Raw genomic sequence first — 16,923 nt, 5'->3', positions numbered from 1 at the left:
GCACAACGCGCAAAATTGCCGATCTGCTGTCGCGCTTGACGATTGCCCGGTTACCATCGGCGGATGCGTGGCTCCAAGATCCTGATCACCGGCCCGACCGGTCAAATCGCCGCCCCGGTGGCCCGTGCGCTCGCGGCCGACAACGAGGTGTGGGGCATCGCGCGCTTCACCAAACCCGCCGCTCGAGAGTCGTTGCAGGAGGCCGGGATTCACTGCCAGACGGTCAATCTGGCCGCGGGTGATTTCGCCGGGCTGCCCGACGACTTCGATTACGTGTTGAACCTGGCGGTCGCCAAGAGCGGCAATTGGGACAAGGACCTGGCCGCCAACGCGGAATCGGTGGGGCTGCTGATGGCGCACTGCCGCGCGGCCAAGGCCTTCCTGCACTGCTCCTCGGCCGCCGTGTACGACCCGCCCGACGAGGAACCGCGCGACGAGCAGGCCGCGCTGGGCGACAACCACAAAGCCCTGTTCCCCACGTATTCGATTTCGAAGATCGCGGGGGAGGTCGTCGCGCGGACGATGGCGCGAGCGCTCGGAGTGCCGACCACCATCGCCCGCCTCAACGTGCCGTACGGCGACAACGGCGGGTGGCCGTTCTACCACATGGAGATGATGCTGGCCGGCATCCCGATCCCGGTGCCCCCGGGCGCACCGGCGCGCTACAACCCGATCCACGAGGACGACGTCATCGCGACCATCCCCAAACTGCTGGCGGCCGCGTCGGTCCCGGCGACCACGGTCAACTGGTGCGGCGACCAGACCGTCAGTCTGCAGGAATGGTGCGAGTACCTAGGCTCGCTCGTCGGCAGGGAGCCGGTGTTCGAGCAGAGCGAGCAGGCGTTGCGGGCCAACCCGACCACGCTCGACCGCATGCACGAACTCGTCGGCGCCACGACGGTCGACTGGCGTGACGGCGTCCGGCGAATGGCGGCCAAGTACCACCCGGAGCTGGTGGGCGCTTAGCCGGGGCGCCGACCGAAACCCCCGGGCGCCGCCTGCAGCCCGACCGCGGCCCACTTTCGGCCTGAACCGGCGTGGCGGCTACCCGAGCGCCGCCTTGACCGCGCCGCGCCCGCGGTGCTAAGCAAGTGCTCAGCACCGCCGCAGAGGGGCGCCGGTCGTGATGAGGGCGAAGGGTCACATGACGCTGCAGACGGTATTGGACGACATCCGCAAGCGCCCAGGTTCGGGGGAGTCCATCGCGGTCATCAACCCCGCGACCGAGGAGACGATCACCGAATTCACCGACTGCGGGCCGGAAGCGGTCGACGACGCGGTGACGCGGGCGCGGGCGTCGTTCGATGCGGGCGTCTGGTCCGCGTTGCCCGGCCGCGAACGGGCCAAGATCATGTGGCGCATCGGCGAACTGATCGACGAGAACGCCCAGGAGTTCGCCGAACTCGACTCGCTGAACACCGGAATGCCGTTGCTGCAGGCCACTTTGCAGATGTCGACGTGTTCGGAATTCTTCCGCTACTACGCGGGCTGGTGCTCGAAGCTCAACGGCGTCGCCTACGACGTGAAGACCGACGGCATCGCCACCGACGCCTACGTCGACATGCACGCCTACACGCTCAAGCAGCCCTACGGCGTCGTGGGGTTGATCTTTCCGTGGAACGGCCCGATCTTCAACGCCTGCGCCAAGCTCGCGCCGGCGCTGGCGGCCGGGTGCAGCATGCTCGTCAAACCCGCGGAGGAAACGCCACTTTCGGCGCTGCTGCTCGACCAGCTGGTGCACGACGCCGGGGTGCCCGAGGGCGTCGTCAACCTGCTCACCGGTTACGGCCACACCGCGGGCGCCGCGATCACCGCTCACCCCGGCGTCGAGAAGGTCGCCTTCACCGGCTCCACCGAAGTCGGCAAGGAGATCGTCCGGGCCTCCGCCGGCAACCTCAAGAAGGTGACCCTCGAACTCGGCGGCAAGTCGCCGGTACTGATCTTCGACGACGCCGACCTGGACAAGGCCATCCTGATGGCCTCGCTGGGCATCTTCGTGCACTCCGGCCAGGGCTGCGTGTGCGGGTCGCGCATCTTGGCGCAGCGCGGTGTCTACGAGCGCGTCGTGGAAGGCATTGCGCTGATGGCCAATACGTTCAAGCTGGGCGCCCCCAGCGAGGAAGGGTGCGTCAGCGGGCCGTTGATCAGCCAGAAGCAGCTGCACCGGGTCATGGGTTTCATCGACGAGGGCAAGGGCGACGGCGTGGACGTGGTCGCCGGCGGCTACCGCCTGGACCGCAAGGGGTACTTCGTGCACCCGACGGTGCTGACCAACGTCGACCCCGGCATGCGGCTCTACCAAGAGGAGATCTTCGGCCCCGTCGTCAGCATCCTGCCGTTCGACGACGAGGACGAGGCGGTCGCCCTGGCCAACGACACCACCTATGGGCTGGCCGCCACCGCGTGGACGGAGAACCTCGGTCGCGCGCACCGGATCGTCAAGCGGTTGCAGGCGGGCAGCGTGCAGGTCAACTGCCAGTTGGTGTTCGACCACGACGTGCCGTTCGGTGGCCACAAGCAATCGGGGTGGGGGCACGAGTTCGGCAAAGAGGGCATCGACATGTACATGAAGACGAAATCGGTGTGGGCGCAACTATAAAAGGGGCTGATCACGACGGGCGCCCCGAAGGCCCTGCCGCGCCGTTGTCGGCTCGCGGTGGCGCAGAATCAGCCGAACCGGCCGCGGCCATCTACGCTGCACCAGGAACCGTCGGATCGAAAGAGGCTGGCCGCGTGAACGTGACCTCGCGAAATGCGCTGGCGCTGTATGGCACGGCGCTGCTCGTCGCCGCGACGGCGCCCGGCCCCGCCGGCGCCGACCCGGCGCCCACCCAGGTGATCACCACCGTCGCGGTCAGCCCGGGTGGCAACCCGATCAACGGATACCGCGAGGCGCCCCCGCTGGGCAACGTGAGCACCGTCAACGACTGCACGTCACCGTCCCCGTCGGCGGTCGCCGACAACGTCTACTTCTGTTCGCCCAGCGCGGCCGACGCGGGCACCTGCTGGCCGTCGAACGGCCGGTCGTTGCTGTGCATGGACAATCCCTGGGACATGCGGCTGCACCGCGTGAGCTATGACGGCGCGCTGCCACCCGTGCAGCCGACCCCGGCGCCGAGCCCGTTCGCCGTGGTGCTCGACGACGGGACGCGCTGCTTGCTGCGCAACGGGGGAGCGTGGGGCGGCCGCGCGGACGGATACGTCGGCGCCTACGGCTGCGGCGACCCGCACGCCGGCCTGGCCGTGCTGTGCATACCCAGCCAGCCCGCCGGAACCTGCCCGGACCGCTCGTCGCCGACGTGGACGGTGAGGGTCGGCCAGCTTGGCGGCCCGGACGCCGCGCTCCCGGCGCCCCAGACCCACACCGTCGCCACCGCCTGGATGGCCGGGGGCAAGGCCGGCCCGTAATCGGTTGGACGTCTTGCCGCGCCGCGGAACCGGCCGGCTACCAGACGCGGATCCAGTCGACGAGCATGTCGGCGGGATAGCTGCCCGGTCCCGGATCGCCGCCGCCGGAGCCCGCGACCGCGAGGTTGAACACCGGATAGACGGTGTAACCCGGGGCGTTGAACGGCCAGTCCGGTAGCGAGCTGGCGGGCACGTCGAAGTACGGCTGCGCGCCGTCGACGTAGTCCTTCCAGAATCGGATGCCGGCCGCGTCCCACTGGCAGCGCCAGGTGTGCCACGCGCTGTCCAGCGCGATGTTGTGCGTCTTCCACTCCCCGCCGTTGGACTTCGCGTGCACGGTGGTCGCGGCGGGCCAGTTGCCGTTGCCGTACCACTCCATCGTGTCGATCTCGCCCTGGTCCTCGTTGCCGAGCCAGTAGGCGGGCCACGCGCCGGCCGTCAAGCAGTCGAGCTTGATGCGCGCCTCCCAGGTGTGTCCGACGCCGCCCCGCCAGATGCTTTGGACCTTGCCGCTGTAGTAGGTGGGGCCGTCCTTGGCGGCGCGCAGCACCAAATTCGACTTACCGTCAACGAAGACGTTGCGGCGATCGTCCCGATACTGGCCGATATTCTCCGGCCGCTCCCAGTAGGTGGGATCTTTGATGGTTTCGCGAGCCTTCGCAACGGCCCATTTCGACGGATCGGGGGCCGAGCCGGCGGGGCCGTCGAAGTCGTCAGAGAAGATGTAGCTGCCGGGCTGCCCACTCGGCGCGTCGGGCGGCGCCACCCGGCCGACCGGGCTGGCCTGCGCTTTCGAGACGGGCAGCGCGGCGGCCAGCACACCGATCCCGGTCGTCAGGATCATCCGGCGGCGGTCGATACCCGGCATAAGCAAGGGACGATAGCAGCCGCCTGCGGGCGGCCGGAAACGAGAGTTGCCCCGCGCGGTTGGCGGAAAAAAGATGTCGGTGGCCGCCGTTAAATTCGTGCACGCGGCCCGACCAGCACGGACGGCGCCGCGATCGGGGTACCGGAGCGGTCGAAATTCACGGCCAATTCTCATCTTCGCGGATGGTTTGGTCTCAGGATTCGACGGGCATCCTGGAATCACGATCCGATAACCAATGTTTTACCCGACGCGGGTTGCACTGAGAGGAGTTACCGATCGTGGCACAAACTCCAGAAGCGACGGTCATTTTCCTCCAGTCCCACCCCCGGTGGGTCGCGGCTCAGCGGCACGAACGCGAGCGTCGTGAAGCTATGAGCCGACACCCCTCGTTTCGCGCCCGTCAGCGCGCCACGGGAACCGACCGCGCGGTGGTTCCGATGATTCGCGGCTTCAAGGCGTACTCCAGTTCGGACACGCCCGCCTGAATTCCGGCCGCTCATTGTGCGGTGGCCCCTTTTGTGCACCACCGAAGAATTGTCGTTTTGCGGCCCGGCTCCATAACGGTTTCGCCGACAATCCCCGTGCCTCGCTACGACTTGGCGCCGATTGCGCGGGTGCTTATTCACTCGATCTCCTATTGCTACTACGGTTCGTAGTTGCTCATCGTGGGGAGACGACAATGTCCGATCACTCCTGACACGACTGGCGCGTGCGGGCTCACGATCGCAGGCTGATCGCGGCCATGTTGGCATTCACCGCCGCCTTCGCCGTGCACGGCGCCGACCACGTGCGCCGGGGCATGGCGGCGTCGCCCCCCGCGATCATGGTCGGCGGTGCGATCCAAGGGCTGATCGTGCTGGTCGCGGTGGTTCTGGTGCTGCGGCAACACCGCTGGGCCGCGCCCGTCGCCACCTTCGTCGGCTTCGGCAGCGCCGCGGTGTTCGCGTATGCCCACGTGCTGCCGACGTTCGCCCCCGCACTTCAGGACAGTTTCACTTCCGGGCCGCGTATCAACGTCACGTGGTTCTCCTGGCTCACCGCCGTCGGCGAAATCGGGACCGGATTGATCCTCGGTGCCGTGGGCCTGCGGTCACACCGCTCACCAACCGGCGGCGCGGACCCGCGCCTGCGCGGCGTCGGCTGACCCGGGCGCCGCGACGTCAGTCGTGACCGGACGTTGCGGCACCAATGTCGAGGACACCACCGCCCTCCCGATCGGCCACCTCGACCACCGGGTCGTCGATGTCGTCGAATTCCAACCGCAACGCCCGCGACATGATTGCGTGCATTACGTACATCGTCGTGGTGTAGGTGAATTCGAGAATTTCCGTGTCGGTGAAGACTTCGCGCAGCTGGGCGAACAGCCGTTCTGGCACTCGGCCCTGTTGGGCCGCAAGACAATCGGTGTAGGCGAGCAGCAGGCGTTCGGCGTGGTCGAAACAGTCCGCCGTCTGCCATGACGGGATGGCCTGGATCTTCTCCTCGGACAAACCGGCCGATCGGCAGGCCTTGCAGTGTTGAGAGAATACGAACTGGCTGCCGACAACCCACCCCGCCCGGATCTGGCCCAGCTCCCGGTGCTCGGGCCGGATGGTCACCTCCTCGCGGTACAGCCGGAAGCCCCGCACGGCGTGACGCAGGGCGGCCGGGGACTGCGCCATAACCGTCCACCAATTGCCGGGCGTGCCCCCTAGCGCGCCGGGTTCGGCCACGGGGTCGCGGTCGCCGAACATGAAGTCGTACATCGAGCGAGTGAAGTCGTCGGTGACTTCGCCGCGGGGCACCGGCGTCAAGCGAGGCATGAACGCATTCAATCCCTACCCGCACGCAGCGTCAACGCGGTGCGGGAGGCCGTCCAACGAGGTCGCACCGCTCAGAGCTTGCCGGCGACGAAGTCGGCGGCCTGGTTGGCCATGCCAGCGTCGACGTAGGCGCTGGCGAGGTGCTGCGGCCAGTTGTCCTGCCAGGTGTTCGGATCGGCGGGATTGCACACCGGGTCGGCGCCGTGGCACAGCTCGATGGTCCGGTCGTTGTAGGTGGGGTTGAAGTTCGTGATGGGCCCCACCCATTGGCTGCCGTTGCCGAACAACGCGACGGCGGCGACGTGCTGATCGGCGCCGGGCGGCAGGGGACTGTCGAAACCTAACGCGGAGAACGGCACCGCGAGCACCACGTCGGTGACGGCCGCGCCCAGCGAATAGCCGCCCAGCACCAACCGGGTGTCCGGGCAGTTGGCGATCATGTCCTGAATGTGGTGGCTCATGTCGTTGGCGCCGACGTCCACCTCGGTGTCGGCGGGATACCGCACGGCGTAGACGCCGACGCTCTTGGATACCTTGCCGCGCAGCGCGCCGATGAACGCGTTGCCGAGCACGCCCGGTCCGGGCGACTCGTAGCGGCCGCGGGCGAACACGACCTGCACCGGCGGGCAGCTCGCGGCCGCGGCCCGCGGCGGGACCGGGCACGCCGCGAGCCCGGTGGCCGTCGCGGCCACCGCCACGGCCATCACCAGTACGTCGCGCCCGGGCACGCCCCCGATCGTAAAACGCCCGTGACGCCGCCGCTGGGGAACCGTGGCGGGGTAGCAAACGGTCGCCCGAGTCGATCGCCGGGCCGCCACCAACCCGGTCAGCCGGCGCGCCCGCACCGCCCGATAGGTTCACGGTGTGACGCATACCGACGCCAATTCCACCGAGAAGCTCTTCGCGCTCGCCGAGCAGGTGCGGGGCTTCATGCCCGCCGACGAGGGGCGGGCCCTGCACGACGCCGCCCTGCGCTACCTGCGCGGCGGCGTCGGCGTCGAAATCGGTACGTACTGCGGCAAATCCACGCTGCTGCTGGGGGCCGCCGCGCAGCAGGCCGACAGCGTGCTGTTCACCGTCGACCATCACCACGGCTCCGAGGAACACCAGGCGGGTTGGGAATTCCACGACGCCTCGCTGGTCGACGAGGTCACCGGCCTCTTCGACACGCTGCCGGTATTCCGCCGTGCGCTCGACGCCGCGGCGCTGGACGAGCACGTCGTCGCCGTGGTCGGCAAGTCCCCGATCGTGGCGCGCGCCTGGCGGACGCCGCTGGACCTGCTGTTCATCGACGGCGGTCACAGCGAAGCCGCCGCGACTCAGGACTTCGAGGGCTGGGCGAAATGGGTGGCCCCGGGCGGGGCGCTGATCATCCACGACGTCTTCCCGGATCCCAAGGACGGTGGTCGGCCGCCCTACTACATCTACTGCCGCGCCGTAAATTCCGGGCAGTTCCAAGAGGTGTCGGCCACCGGATCGTTGCGGGTGCTGCAGCGCGTCGGCGGGCAGCCGGGGGAGCGGGTCTAGCGGATCTGTTCTAGGATCGCCGTCATGTCGGCGGCACTCTCAGCTAACGCGCCCGCCCCGATGTCGTCGCACGCTGTGTCAGCGGCCGGTGGCGACGCACTCGCAGTCGAAGTCGGTCTGCAGGCCCAGCGGCAGCGCCTCGCCACGGAATAGGCCCGCGGCTCCGGTGGTGTCGGACAGGGCGTCGGCGGCCAGGATCATCGCGGCGCCGGTCCAAGTGGTGCGTTCCTCGGGCCACCGCTTGCCGTCGGCGAACACCAGCCCGGTCCAGTACGAGCCGTCGTCCTCGCGCAAGTGTTGCATGGCGGCGAACTGCTGGTGCGCCACCGACCGTTGCCCGAGGGCGTCCAGGGCCATGACCAGCTCGCAGGTCTCCGCGCCGGTGACCCACGGTCGGTCGCTCACGCACCGGATGCCCAGGCCGTCGACTACGAAGTCGTTCCAGCGCTGCGTGATGCGCGCGGTCGCGGCCGCACCGCGCAGCGCACCGCCGAGGATGGGGTAGTACCAGTCCATCGAGTAGCGGTCCTTCTCGGTGAACGCCTCGGGATGGGCGGCGATGGCGTGTCCCAGCCGTCCCAACGCCAACTCCCATTCCGGTTGCGGATCCCCGACGAAGGCGGCCAGCGCCAGGGCGCAGCGGATGCTGTGGAACACGCTGGCACACCCGGTCAGCAGCGCCTCCGTGAGCGGCCCCGCTTCGCTTCGCGCCCAACCGATTTCGCCGTACCCGGTCTGCAGGTCGATGACAAAGTCGATCGCCTTGCGCACGACGGGCCACATCTCGTGGCCGAACGCCGCGTCGTTGGTGACCAGGACGTGGTGCCACACCCCGGTGGCGATGTAGGCGCAGAAGTTGCTGTCGCTGTTGGCGTCCTCGATGACGCCGGCACGCAGCTGGATGGGCCAAGAGCCGTCGGGCCGCTGGGTGCGCCGGCTCCATTCGAACGCCGCCCGCGCGGGCTCCAGCAGCCCGGCCGCGGTGAGCGCCATCGCGCACTCGACGTGGTCCCACGGGTCGGTGTGCCCGCCCTCGGACCACGGGATGGCACCGGAGGGCTCCTGCGTGGCCGCGATGGACCGCGCGGTCTGCCGGCATTGCCCAGGGGTTAGCACGCCCGGAACTGCCGGCGCCTCAGACCGACGCAACTGAATACCCCGGCGTCGTCGCATCCTGCGCCACAGGCTTTTTCACGAAGTACATCGCCACGCTCTTGCCCACCAGGGGATTGAGCACCGACTCGGCCAGCCGGGTGATCCTCGGCCGCTGCATCAGGTCCCACACCAGCAACTTGTGGTAGGTGGTGACCGCGCGATGCTCGGTATTCGACACCCCCACAGCGCATTTCAGCCACCAGAACGGGGAGTGCAGGGCGTGCGCGTGGTGGGTGTGCGTCAAGTCCATTCCGGCGCCGGCGATCTTGCCCCGCAACTCGTCGGCCCGGTAAATGCGGACGTGGCCGCCCTCGTTGCTGTGGTATTCGTCGGATAGCAGCCAGCAGATCCGCTCGGGCAGCCAGCGCGGCACGCTGACCGCCAGCGTCCCGCCCACCTTGAGCACCCGGATCAGCTCGGCGATCGCGGCGTCGTCCTGCGGCACGTGTTCCAGGATCTCCGAGGCGATGACGCAGTCGAAAGTCTGGTCAGCGTAAGGCAATTGGAGGGCATCACCGACGACGACCGTCGCCGACGCGCCGGCGGGCGCCTCGCCGTTCTCGCCCATCGCGCGCAGGATGGCGTCCACGTTGCGCAGCTCGGCCGCGTCCTGGTCGAAGGCGACGACGTCGGCGCCGCGGCGGTAGGCCTCGAAGGCGTGCCGACCGGCGCCACAGCCCACGTCGATGACCTTGCTCGACGGGCCGATCCCCAACCGGTCGAAATCGACGGTCAGCACGGCGCGTGGCCCTGCGCGCCGACGCTGCCGCCGCGCGACGCGCCGCGGGCGATCGCCCTCTCGTAGACGCCGACGGTCTGCGCGGCGACCGCCGACCAGCTGAACACGCTGACCGCGCGGGCGCGGCCGGCCCGGCCGAGGCTGCGCCGCTTCTCCGGGGAGTCGAGCAGCGCGCCGAGCGCCCCGGTCAACGCGTCGACGTCGGCGGGCGGCACCAGCTCGGCGCAGGCGCCGTCGGTCCCGAGGACCTCCGGCAGCGCGCCCACCCGGCTCGCGACGATCGGGGTTCCGCTGGCCATCGCCTCGACCGCGGGCAGCGAAAAGCCTTCGTAGAGCGAGGGAATGCAGGCGACCTCGGCGGACGCCAGCAGCCCGGCCAGCTCGGCGTCCGACAGCCCGCTGGTGACGTGGACGATGTCGGAGATGCCGAGCTCGGCGATGAGCTTGTGGGTGGGTCCGTTGGGTTCGACCTTGGCCACCAGCCGCAACTCCAGGTCGCGGCGGGTGCGCAGCCGGGCCACGGCGTGCAGCAGGGTGCGGACGCCCTTGAGCGGGGTGTCGGCGCTGGCGATGGCGATGACGCGGCCGGGCTGCCGCGGGCCCGAGCCCGGCTTGAACAGCTCGGTGTTGACACCTAACGGCACCACATGCAGCTGGTCGGGCGCCACGCCGAAGTCGCTGACGATGTCGGCGGCCGACGACGACGACACGGTCAGCAGGTCGGGGATCTGGCGGGCCACTTGCTGCTGCATCGCCAGGAAGCCATACCAGCGGCGCACCAACGGTTTTCGCCACCAGGGCGCGGCCGCCAGGTCCAGCACCCGGTCTCGGGTGATCGGGTGGTGCACCGTGGCCACCACCGGCAGGCCCGCGCGGACGATCCGCAGCAGGCCGGTGCCCAGCGACTGGTTGTCGTGCACGACGTCGAAGTCGGCGACCCGGTCGGCGAGCAGCCGGGCGGCGCGCAGGGTGAACGTCCGCGGTTCGGGGAAGCCCGCCGTCCACGTGGTCAGCAGTTCGCGCAGGTCGATGGAGTCGCGGATCTCGCCCGGCCGCGGCACCCGAAACGGGTCGGGTTCGCGGTAGAGGTCGAGGCTCGGCACCTCGGTGAGGCGCACCCGCGGGTCGAGCAGGTCGGGATAGGGCTGACCGGAGAACACCTCGACGTCGTGACCCAGTTCCACCAGACCGTGGCTGAGATGGCGCACGTAGACGCCCTGTCCGCCGCAATGGGTTTTACTACGGTAGGACAGCAGGGCAATTCGCATACTCAACTCTTCTTTGCTGGAGAATGACCGCGCGATGGCGCCGACTTCGTCGCGGTCAACGGACTCCCGAACCCCGCGACAGCAAACTGGACATGTGTCCAGACTATAGTTCGATGACCTAATCGAGCGCAACGAACCGGGCCGTCACCCGTCCGCGTCGACTCGGTCCGCGTGATGTCTGACACGCAAAGATCATGCCACTAGCGCGTAGCCGCCACCTGTCCGACCGGTTCGGCGCGGCCGGCCGGGCGGTGGGCCACCCCTGGACCGGGCCCGCCAAACGGGCCCGGGGCGGCGGTCCGTGCTTTGTTACCATCGCGCGGTGCGCGAATCGGCGAACCCCGGTGGTGGCGGCGACCGGCGTGTTCTGCGCCGTCGCGAGGCCTTGCGCTTCGCGGCGGCACCGCTGCTGCTGAGCCTGGGCGCGGGCGCCGGCGGTGCGCGGGCCCACGCCGCCAGTGTGCAGCTCATCGACTTTGCCGAGCGCAGAATCCCGCCGAGCGAGATCGTGGCTGCCGGTTATGCCGGCGTCGTGAACTACGTGTCGCAGTCGCGGCCGGGTGCCAACTTCGAGGCGAAGCCGCTCACCCGGGACTACGCCGACGCGCTGCGGGCGGCGGGGCTGCACATCGTGAGCAACTTTCAGTACGGCAAACCGGGTTGGCCCGACCCCTCGGACTTCACCCGCGGCTTCGACGGGGGCGTCGCGGACGCGCGCACCGCCATGCAGCTGCACGCCGCGGCGGGCGGCCCCGACTCGGCGCCGATCTTTTTCAGCGTCGACGACGACATCAACGCCGACACCTGGAATGGCGTTGCCGTGCAATGGTTTCGGGGCCTCAATTCGGCCCTGGGCGTGGAGCGCACCGGCATCTACGGGCACGCTCAGGTCTGCGGCTGGGCGATCAGGGACGGCGTGATCGGACACTCCAGCAGCGCCGGGCACCGGTGGGCGTGGCAGACGAGGTCGTGGTCGCACGGGGAGCGCGAGGCCGCCGCGGTGCTTTATCAGACGGTCGTCAACAGTCCGGGCAACCCCGGCCCGCTGCTCGGGGGCATCAACGTCGACGTTGACGACGTCCTGGCCGCCGACTACGGGCAGTGGGACCTCAACCGGTAATTCCGCCGTGCACGACGAAACGGCACCCCGCGAGCCGCGCTCGCGGGGTGCCGTCCCAGGTGTGGCCGTGCCTCAGGCGAGGTCGTACCGATCGTTGTTCATCACCTTGACCCAGGCGGCGACGAAGTCCTCGACGAACTTGCCCTTCGCGTCGTCCTGGGCGTAGACCTCCACCAGCGCCCGCAGCACCGAATTCGAGCCGAAGACAAGGTCGTTGGCGGTCGCGGTCCACTTCGGCGCGCCGGTGACCCGGTCGTGGCCCTCGTAGACGTTCTCCGTGGTCTCCGAGACCTTCCACTCCGTGCCCATGTCGAGCAGGTTGACGAAGAAGTCGTTGGTGAGCTTCCCCGGCCTGTCGGTGAACACCCCGTGCTTGGTGCCCCCGTGATTGGCCCCGAGGGCGCGCAGCCCGCCGATGAGCACCGTCAACTCCGGGCCGGTCACGCCCAGCAGGTAGGCCCGCTCCAACAGTTGCTGCTCGACCTGCCCCTTCTCGCCGGGGCGGATGTAATTGCGGAAGCCGTCGGCCCGCGGTTCGAGCACCGCGAACGACTCGACGTCCGTGGACTCCTGCGAGGCGTCGGTGCGGCCGGGCGCGAAGTGCACCGAGATCTCGTAACCGGCGTCGCGAGCGGCCTTTTCGACCGCCGCCGAACCGGCCAGCACGATGAGGTCCGCCAACGAGATCTTCTTGCCCCCGGGCGCCGAGGCGTTGAAGTCCTGCTGGATTCGCTCCAGGACGGGCAGCACCTTGGACAGCTCGGAGGGCTCGTTGACCTCCCAGTTGCGCTGCGGCTCCAGCCGCAGCCGGGCGCCGTTCGCGCCGCCCCGCTTGTCGGTGTTGCGGTAGCAGCCCGCCGCCGCCCAGGCCGTCTTCACCAGCTGCGGGACCGACAGGCCCGCGTCGAGCACCGTCGCCTTGAGCGTCGCGACGTCCTGCTCGTCGACCAGTTCGTGGTCGACGGCCGGAACCGGGTCCTGCCACAGCTGCGGCTCGGGGATCCACGGTCCCAGGTAGCGCGAGATCGGCCCCATGTCGCGGTGCAGCAGCTTGTACCAGGCCTTGGCGAAGGCCTCCGAGAGCTCCTCCGGGTGGTCCAGCCAACGCCGGGTGATCTCCCGGTAGATCGGGTCCTCGCGCAGCGCGATGTCGGTGACCAGCATCGTCGGGGCGCGCCCCGGTCCGCCGAACGGGTCGGGGATGGTGCCCGCGCCGGCGCCGTCCTTGGCCTGGAACTGCCACGCCCCGGCCGGACTCTTGGTCAGCTCCCACTCGTAGCCGTAGAGGTTCTGCAGGAAGCCGTTGCCCCATTTGGTCGGGGTGGAGGTCCAGATCACCTCCAGGCCGCTGGTGATGGCGTCCTTGCCCTTGCCGCTGGCATACGAACTCTTCCAGCCCAGCTGCTGCTGCTCGATCGGGGCGCCTTCGGGCTCGGGGCCGACCAACTCGGCGTCCCCGGCGCCGTGGGTCTTACCGAAGCTGTGCCCGCCGACGATCAGTGCGGCGGTCTCCTCGTCGTTCATCGCCATTCGGCCGAAGGTTTCGCGGATGTCGATCGCGGCGGCCACCGGGTCCGGCTTGCCTTCCGGTCCCTCCGGGTTCACGTAGATCAGACCCATGGTGGTCGCGCCGTACGGCTCCGCGAGGTCACGCTTGCCCGAGTAGCGCTTGTTGGTGCCCAGCCACTCCTCCTCCTCGCCGAAGAGCACCTCCTCGGGCTCCCACACGTCTTCGCGGCCGAAGGCGAACCCGAACGTCTTGAGCCCGAAGGATTCCAGGGCGACGTTGCCGGCCAGGAGCAGCAGGTCCGCCCAGGAGATCTTGCTGCCGTGCTTCTGCTTCACCGGCCACAGCAGCCGGCGCGCCTTGTCCAGGTTGGCATTGTCGGGCCAGCTGTTGAGCGGCGCGAAGCGCTGCAGGCCCTGACCGCCGCCGCCGCGGCCGTCGTAGATCCGGTAGGTGCCGGCGGCGTGCCAGCTCATTCTGATCATCAGGCCGCCATAGTGGCCGAAGTCGGCGGGCCACCAGTCCTGCGAGGTGGTCAGCACCTGCAGGACGTCGGCCTTGAGCGCCTCCACGTCGAGCTTGGCGAACTCCTCGGCGTAGTTGAAGTCCTCACCGAGCGGGTTGGACTGCGGCGAGTGGGGGTGCAGCTTGGACACGTCGATCTGGTTGGGCCACCAGTCCTGGTTGCGCAGCGGGCCGTGGACCTTGGGGGTGGGCGACGGGATCGCCGGGTTCTCGCTCTCGCTGTTGCTTGCGGTCGCGCCGTCCGGTTGCGGCGGACGGCTCTGGGATACATCGGAGGACACAGCATTCCTTTCTCGGGGGGGTTGGGCTGTTGTCTAGGAAGTCGCGGTCGAGCAGTCGGAGCACAGGCCCCAGTAGATGACCTCCGCCTCGTCGAGGACGAAGCCGTCGAGCGCGTTGTCGTCGTCCGCCGGCGTCAGGCACGGGGCCTCGCCGACCGCGCAGTCCACGTCGGCGATGACGCCGCAGGACCGGCAGACGACGTGGTGGTGGTTGTCACCGACGCGCGACTCGTAGCGGGCGACCGAACCCGACGGCTGGATGCGCCGCACCAGGCCGACGGCGGTCAGCGCGTTGAGGACGTCGTATACCGCCTGCCGGGACACCTCGGGCAGGCCGCGGCGCACGGCCGAGAAGATGGTCTCGGTGTCGGCGTGGGGGTGGGCGTCGACGGCGTCGAGCACGGCGACCCGTGGCCGGGTCACCCGCAGGTCGGCGACACGCAACCGCTCCGCGTGATCGGCCGTCGATGACACCGCACCAATATGGCGCACTTATTTGGAACGAGTCAAGACTTTGTTGTGAACCAGAACACAATTGTCGCCAACGAACTCACGCGTCACTCGGACGGTTTGAGGGCGCTGCCGTGCCGCCACTGGTCCCAGGTCAGCGTCCAGTCGCCGTTCTGCGCCAGGGTGAGCGGCGGCCCCCCGCTGTTGCGCACCTCGACGACGTCGCCGGGCACCGAGAAGTCGTAGAACCACTTGGCGTTGTCGGCGTTGAGGTTCAGGCAGCCGTGCGAGGTGTCGCGGCTGCCCTGCGCCCACACCGTCGCGTCCAGCTCGTGCAGATAGATGCCGTCGGTGCTGATCTTGGTGGCCCAGTTGATGGTTTCGCGGTAGCCCAGGCGCGAGTTCTTCGGCAACCCGAACGTCGAGGAGTCCATGATCACCGGGTTGCCCTTGTCGAGCACGGTGTAGATGCCCGACGGCGTCCACAGCGAGATGCTTCTGCCGCCGACGTTCTCGGTGCCGCCCATGCCCATGGACGTCGGCATGGTGCGCTGCAGCGCGCCGTTGCTGAAGACGCTCACCTGGTGGGTGGCGTCGTCGGCGATCGACACGTGCGCGTCGCCGATGCGGAACGACACCCGGGTGTCGTCTTGGCCGAACAGGCCGTCGCCCAGCGCGATCCCGTAGATCTTGGCCTCGGCGGTGACGGTGGTGCCTGGGGCGTAGTAGTGCTCGGGCCGCCAGTGCGCGTTCTGGTCGTCGACCCAGTACCAGGAGCCGTCGACCTTCGGGTCCGTGGTGACCGCCAGCTGACGCTCGGCGGCGGCCCGGTCGGCGATCCGCTCGTCGAAGTGCGCCACGAGCACCGTCCCCACACCGTAGGTGCCGCCATCGCGCAGCGCGGTCTCCGCCGTGGTGGTGAAGGACACCTTGGTCTGGTTGGACGGGCGCAGCGTCGAGAACGTCGAAACCTGGTTGGAAACAACGCCGTTGGGCCCGCGGCTGCCGATCGTCAGGGTGTAGGTGCGCCCGTAGCCCAGCGGGACGGTGGGCTTCCACACGGTGTTGTCCGGGGTCATCACCCCCTGAACCGATGTGCCACCCTCGTTGACCATGCGCACCTCGGTCAGCGTGCCGGTCTTGGCCTGCACCGTGACCGGAGCGACCGGGTCGACGTTCTGGGCGCCCCCGCCCGGTGTCACCGAAACCTCGGCGGGCCCAGTGGTTTTCGATGCGTCGTGGGGCAGGCACGGGCCGCCCGAGCACCCGGGGGAGACCGCCAGTTCCACGGCCGCCGCCACCGCGACCACCACCAACACCGCCAGCAGCAGCCAGCGCGACCGGTCGATACGCCGGATCCGGTCGACGAACCGCTCACGGGTCTCAGGCATCATGAAACTTGCGAATCCTTGCGTCGATGTTGGGTTGCCGGCTCGAACGTTGCGGCCCAGCGGCGATGATGGTGTTAGGGGCATAGCCCGCGACGTGCAGCGGCAAACCTGCCACGTGCCGCGTCACAGGCCAACCGCGGGTGGATCATGGCGTGATGGCCGAAGACACAGCCGACGCCAAGCCCGACGCCGAACTCGAGGCGGCGCTCGACGACTTGTATCGTGCGCCGCCAACCGAATTCACCGCCCACCGCACCCGGTTGGCCGCCGCGGCCAAGAAGCGCGGCGACGCCGCGGCGGCCAAACGACTCGGCGCGGCGCACAAGCCGACGACGGCGGCGTGGATCGTCAACCGGCTCGCGCTGACCCGCTCGGACACCGCCGGGCGGCTGGCCGAGCTCGGGGACAGGCTGCGCGACGCGCACGCCGCCATGGACGGCGCGAGCATCCGGGAGTTGTCGGCGCAGCAACACCGCCTGATCGGTGAGCTCGCCCGCGACGCCCTGCGGGCCGCCGGCGTCGACCGGCCGTCGTCGAGCGTGCGCGACGACGTGACCAGCACGCTGCAGGCCGCGGTCGCCGATCCCGACGTCCGGGGGCGCCTTGGCCGGTTGGAGCGGCCGGAGCAATGGTCGGGGTTCGGCGGCCCGGCCGCGGCCGACGCGGCGGCCCGCGCACCCCGCCGCACGCCCAGGGCCCCCGCCCGGTCCGGTACCGCCGCGGCTGCCTCAGCGGCGCGCGACCGGGACCGGTCGCGCCGGCGCGACGAGTTGAATGCCGCCGTCGCCACCGCCCAGCGACATCAGGAAGCGGCCGACGACGCGCTGGCCCGCTCGGACACCGCCGGGCGGCTGGCCGAGCTCGGGGACAGGCTGCGCGACG

General features: G+C 69.4%; 16 protein-coding genes. 7 read left to right on the top strand and 9 right to left on the bottom strand.

Annotated elements, in window-relative coordinates:
- Positions 1-63: 63 nt before the first annotated feature.
- From A5714_RS05770 to A5714_RS05760, 3 genes are all read left to right on the top strand, one after another.
- Positions 64-966, top strand: a complete 903-nt coding sequence (locus A5714_RS05770; protein ID WP_068283627.1) for an NAD(P)-dependent oxidoreductase — start codon at positions 64-66, stop codon at positions 964-966.
- A gap of 178 nt (positions 967-1,144) precedes the next feature.
- Positions 1,145-2,599 (top strand): aldehyde dehydrogenase, encoded by a 1,455-nt coding sequence (locus tag A5714_RS05765; protein WP_068283624.1) that lies wholly within the window; start codon positions 1,145-1,147, stop codon positions 2,597-2,599.
- A 134-nt stretch (positions 2,600-2,733) separates the two neighbouring features.
- On the top strand, positions 2,734-3,408 hold the full coding sequence (locus tag A5714_RS05760; RefSeq protein ID WP_068283621.1) for a hypothetical protein: 675 nt from the start codon (positions 2,734-2,736) through the stop codon (positions 3,406-3,408).
- Between the two features lie 37 nt (positions 3,409-3,445).
- Here the strand turns inward: A5714_RS05760 and A5714_RS05755 are convergent, their stop codons facing one another.
- A complete protein-coding gene (locus tag A5714_RS05755) occupies positions 3,446-4,276 on the bottom strand; it encodes a family 16 glycosylhydrolase (RefSeq protein WP_068074247.1) in 831 nt (276 codons plus the stop codon).
- A gap of 709 nt (positions 4,277-4,985) precedes the next feature.
- Between A5714_RS05755 and A5714_RS26980 the strand changes: the two genes are divergently transcribed.
- Positions 4,986-5,420 (top strand): hypothetical protein, encoded by a 435-nt coding sequence (locus tag A5714_RS26980; RefSeq protein ID WP_231975801.1) that lies wholly within the window; start codon positions 4,986-4,988, stop codon positions 5,418-5,420.
- A 16-nt stretch (positions 5,421-5,436) separates the two neighbouring features.
- Here the strand turns inward: A5714_RS26980 and A5714_RS05745 are convergent, their stop codons facing one another.
- Together A5714_RS05745 and A5714_RS05740 are read right to left on the bottom strand one after the other, a co-directional pair.
- On the bottom strand, positions 5,437-6,078 hold the full coding sequence (locus A5714_RS05745) for a carboxymuconolactone decarboxylase family protein (protein WP_068283665.1): 642 nt from the start codon (positions 6,076-6,078) through the stop codon (positions 5,437-5,439).
- Positions 6,079-6,149: 71 nt separating this feature from the next.
- The gene (locus A5714_RS05740; protein WP_068283663.1) at positions 6,150-6,782 is read right to left on the bottom strand and encodes a cutinase family protein; all 633 of its coding nucleotides are present in this window, start codon (positions 6,780-6,782) and stop codon (positions 6,150-6,152) included.
- A gap of 160 nt (positions 6,783-6,942) precedes the next feature.
- On the opposite strand from A5714_RS05740, the gene A5714_RS05735 reads away from it, so the two are divergent.
- Positions 6,943-7,605 (top strand): class I SAM-dependent methyltransferase, encoded by a 663-nt coding sequence (locus tag A5714_RS05735; RefSeq protein WP_068283617.1) that lies wholly within the window; start codon positions 6,943-6,945, stop codon positions 7,603-7,605.
- Positions 7,606-7,683: 78 nt separating this feature from the next.
- On the opposite strand, the gene A5714_RS05730 is transcribed toward A5714_RS05735, so the two are convergent.
- Genes A5714_RS05730 through A5714_RS05720 form a run of 3 tightly spaced genes read right to left on the bottom strand, consistent with a single transcriptional unit; the run spans position 7,684 to position 10,767 of the window.
- Positions 7,684-8,754 (bottom strand): prenyltransferase, encoded by a 1,071-nt coding sequence (locus tag A5714_RS05730; protein WP_068283614.1) that lies wholly within the window; start codon positions 8,752-8,754, stop codon positions 7,684-7,686.
- Positions 8,741-9,499, bottom strand: a complete 759-nt coding sequence (locus A5714_RS05725) for a class I SAM-dependent methyltransferase (RefSeq protein WP_068283610.1) — start codon at positions 9,497-9,499, stop codon at positions 8,741-8,743. Before A5714_RS05725 ends, A5714_RS05730 begins: the two co-directional genes overlap by 14 nt.
- Positions 9,493-10,767 (bottom strand): glycosyltransferase family 4 protein, encoded by a 1,275-nt coding sequence (locus A5714_RS05720; RefSeq protein WP_068283607.1) that lies wholly within the window; start codon positions 10,765-10,767, stop codon positions 9,493-9,495. Before A5714_RS05720 ends, A5714_RS05725 begins: the two co-directional genes overlap by 7 nt.
- 322 nt (positions 10,768-11,089) lie before the next feature.
- Between A5714_RS05720 and A5714_RS05715 the strand changes: the two genes are divergently transcribed.
- Positions 11,090-11,887: a DUF1906 domain-containing protein gene (locus tag A5714_RS05715; protein WP_068283603.1), complete on the top strand. Its 798-nt coding sequence runs from the start codon at positions 11,090-11,092 to the stop codon at positions 11,885-11,887.
- A 72-nt stretch (positions 11,888-11,959) separates the two neighbouring features.
- Here the strand turns inward: A5714_RS05715 and katG are convergent, their stop codons facing one another.
- The 3 genes from katG to A5714_RS05700 all read right to left on the bottom strand — a co-directional run bounded on the left by katG (position 11,960) and on the right by A5714_RS05700 (position 16,044).
- A complete protein-coding gene (katG, locus tag A5714_RS05710) occupies positions 11,960-14,200 on the bottom strand; it encodes a catalase/peroxidase HPI (protein ID WP_068283600.1) in 2,241 nt (746 codons plus the stop codon).
- Positions 14,201-14,233: 33 nt separating this feature from the next.
- Positions 14,234-14,674, bottom strand: coding sequence for a Fur family transcriptional regulator (locus tag A5714_RS05705; RefSeq protein ID WP_068283597.1), 441 nt, complete (start codon positions 14,672-14,674; stop codon positions 14,234-14,236).
- Positions 14,675-14,757: 83 nt separating this feature from the next.
- The gene (locus tag A5714_RS05700) at positions 14,758-16,044 is read right to left on the bottom strand and encodes an Ig-like domain-containing protein (RefSeq protein ID WP_068283593.1); all 1,287 of its coding nucleotides are present in this window, start codon (positions 16,042-16,044) and stop codon (positions 14,758-14,760) included.
- Positions 16,045-16,196: 152 nt separating this feature from the next.
- Between A5714_RS05700 and A5714_RS05695 the strand changes: the two genes are divergently transcribed.
- Positions 16,197-16,923 (top strand): hypothetical protein (locus A5714_RS05695; RefSeq protein WP_068283591.1); only part of this gene is annotated, 727 nt, incomplete at its 3' end.

The sequence above is a fragment of the Mycobacterium sp. E2462 genome (assembly GCF_001672685.1).
Lineage (GTDB): Bacteria > Actinomycetota > Actinomycetes > Mycobacteriales > Mycobacteriaceae > Mycobacterium.
Note: the sequence above shows the minus strand (reverse complement) of the source record. Positions and strands in the feature narration are given on the sequence as shown.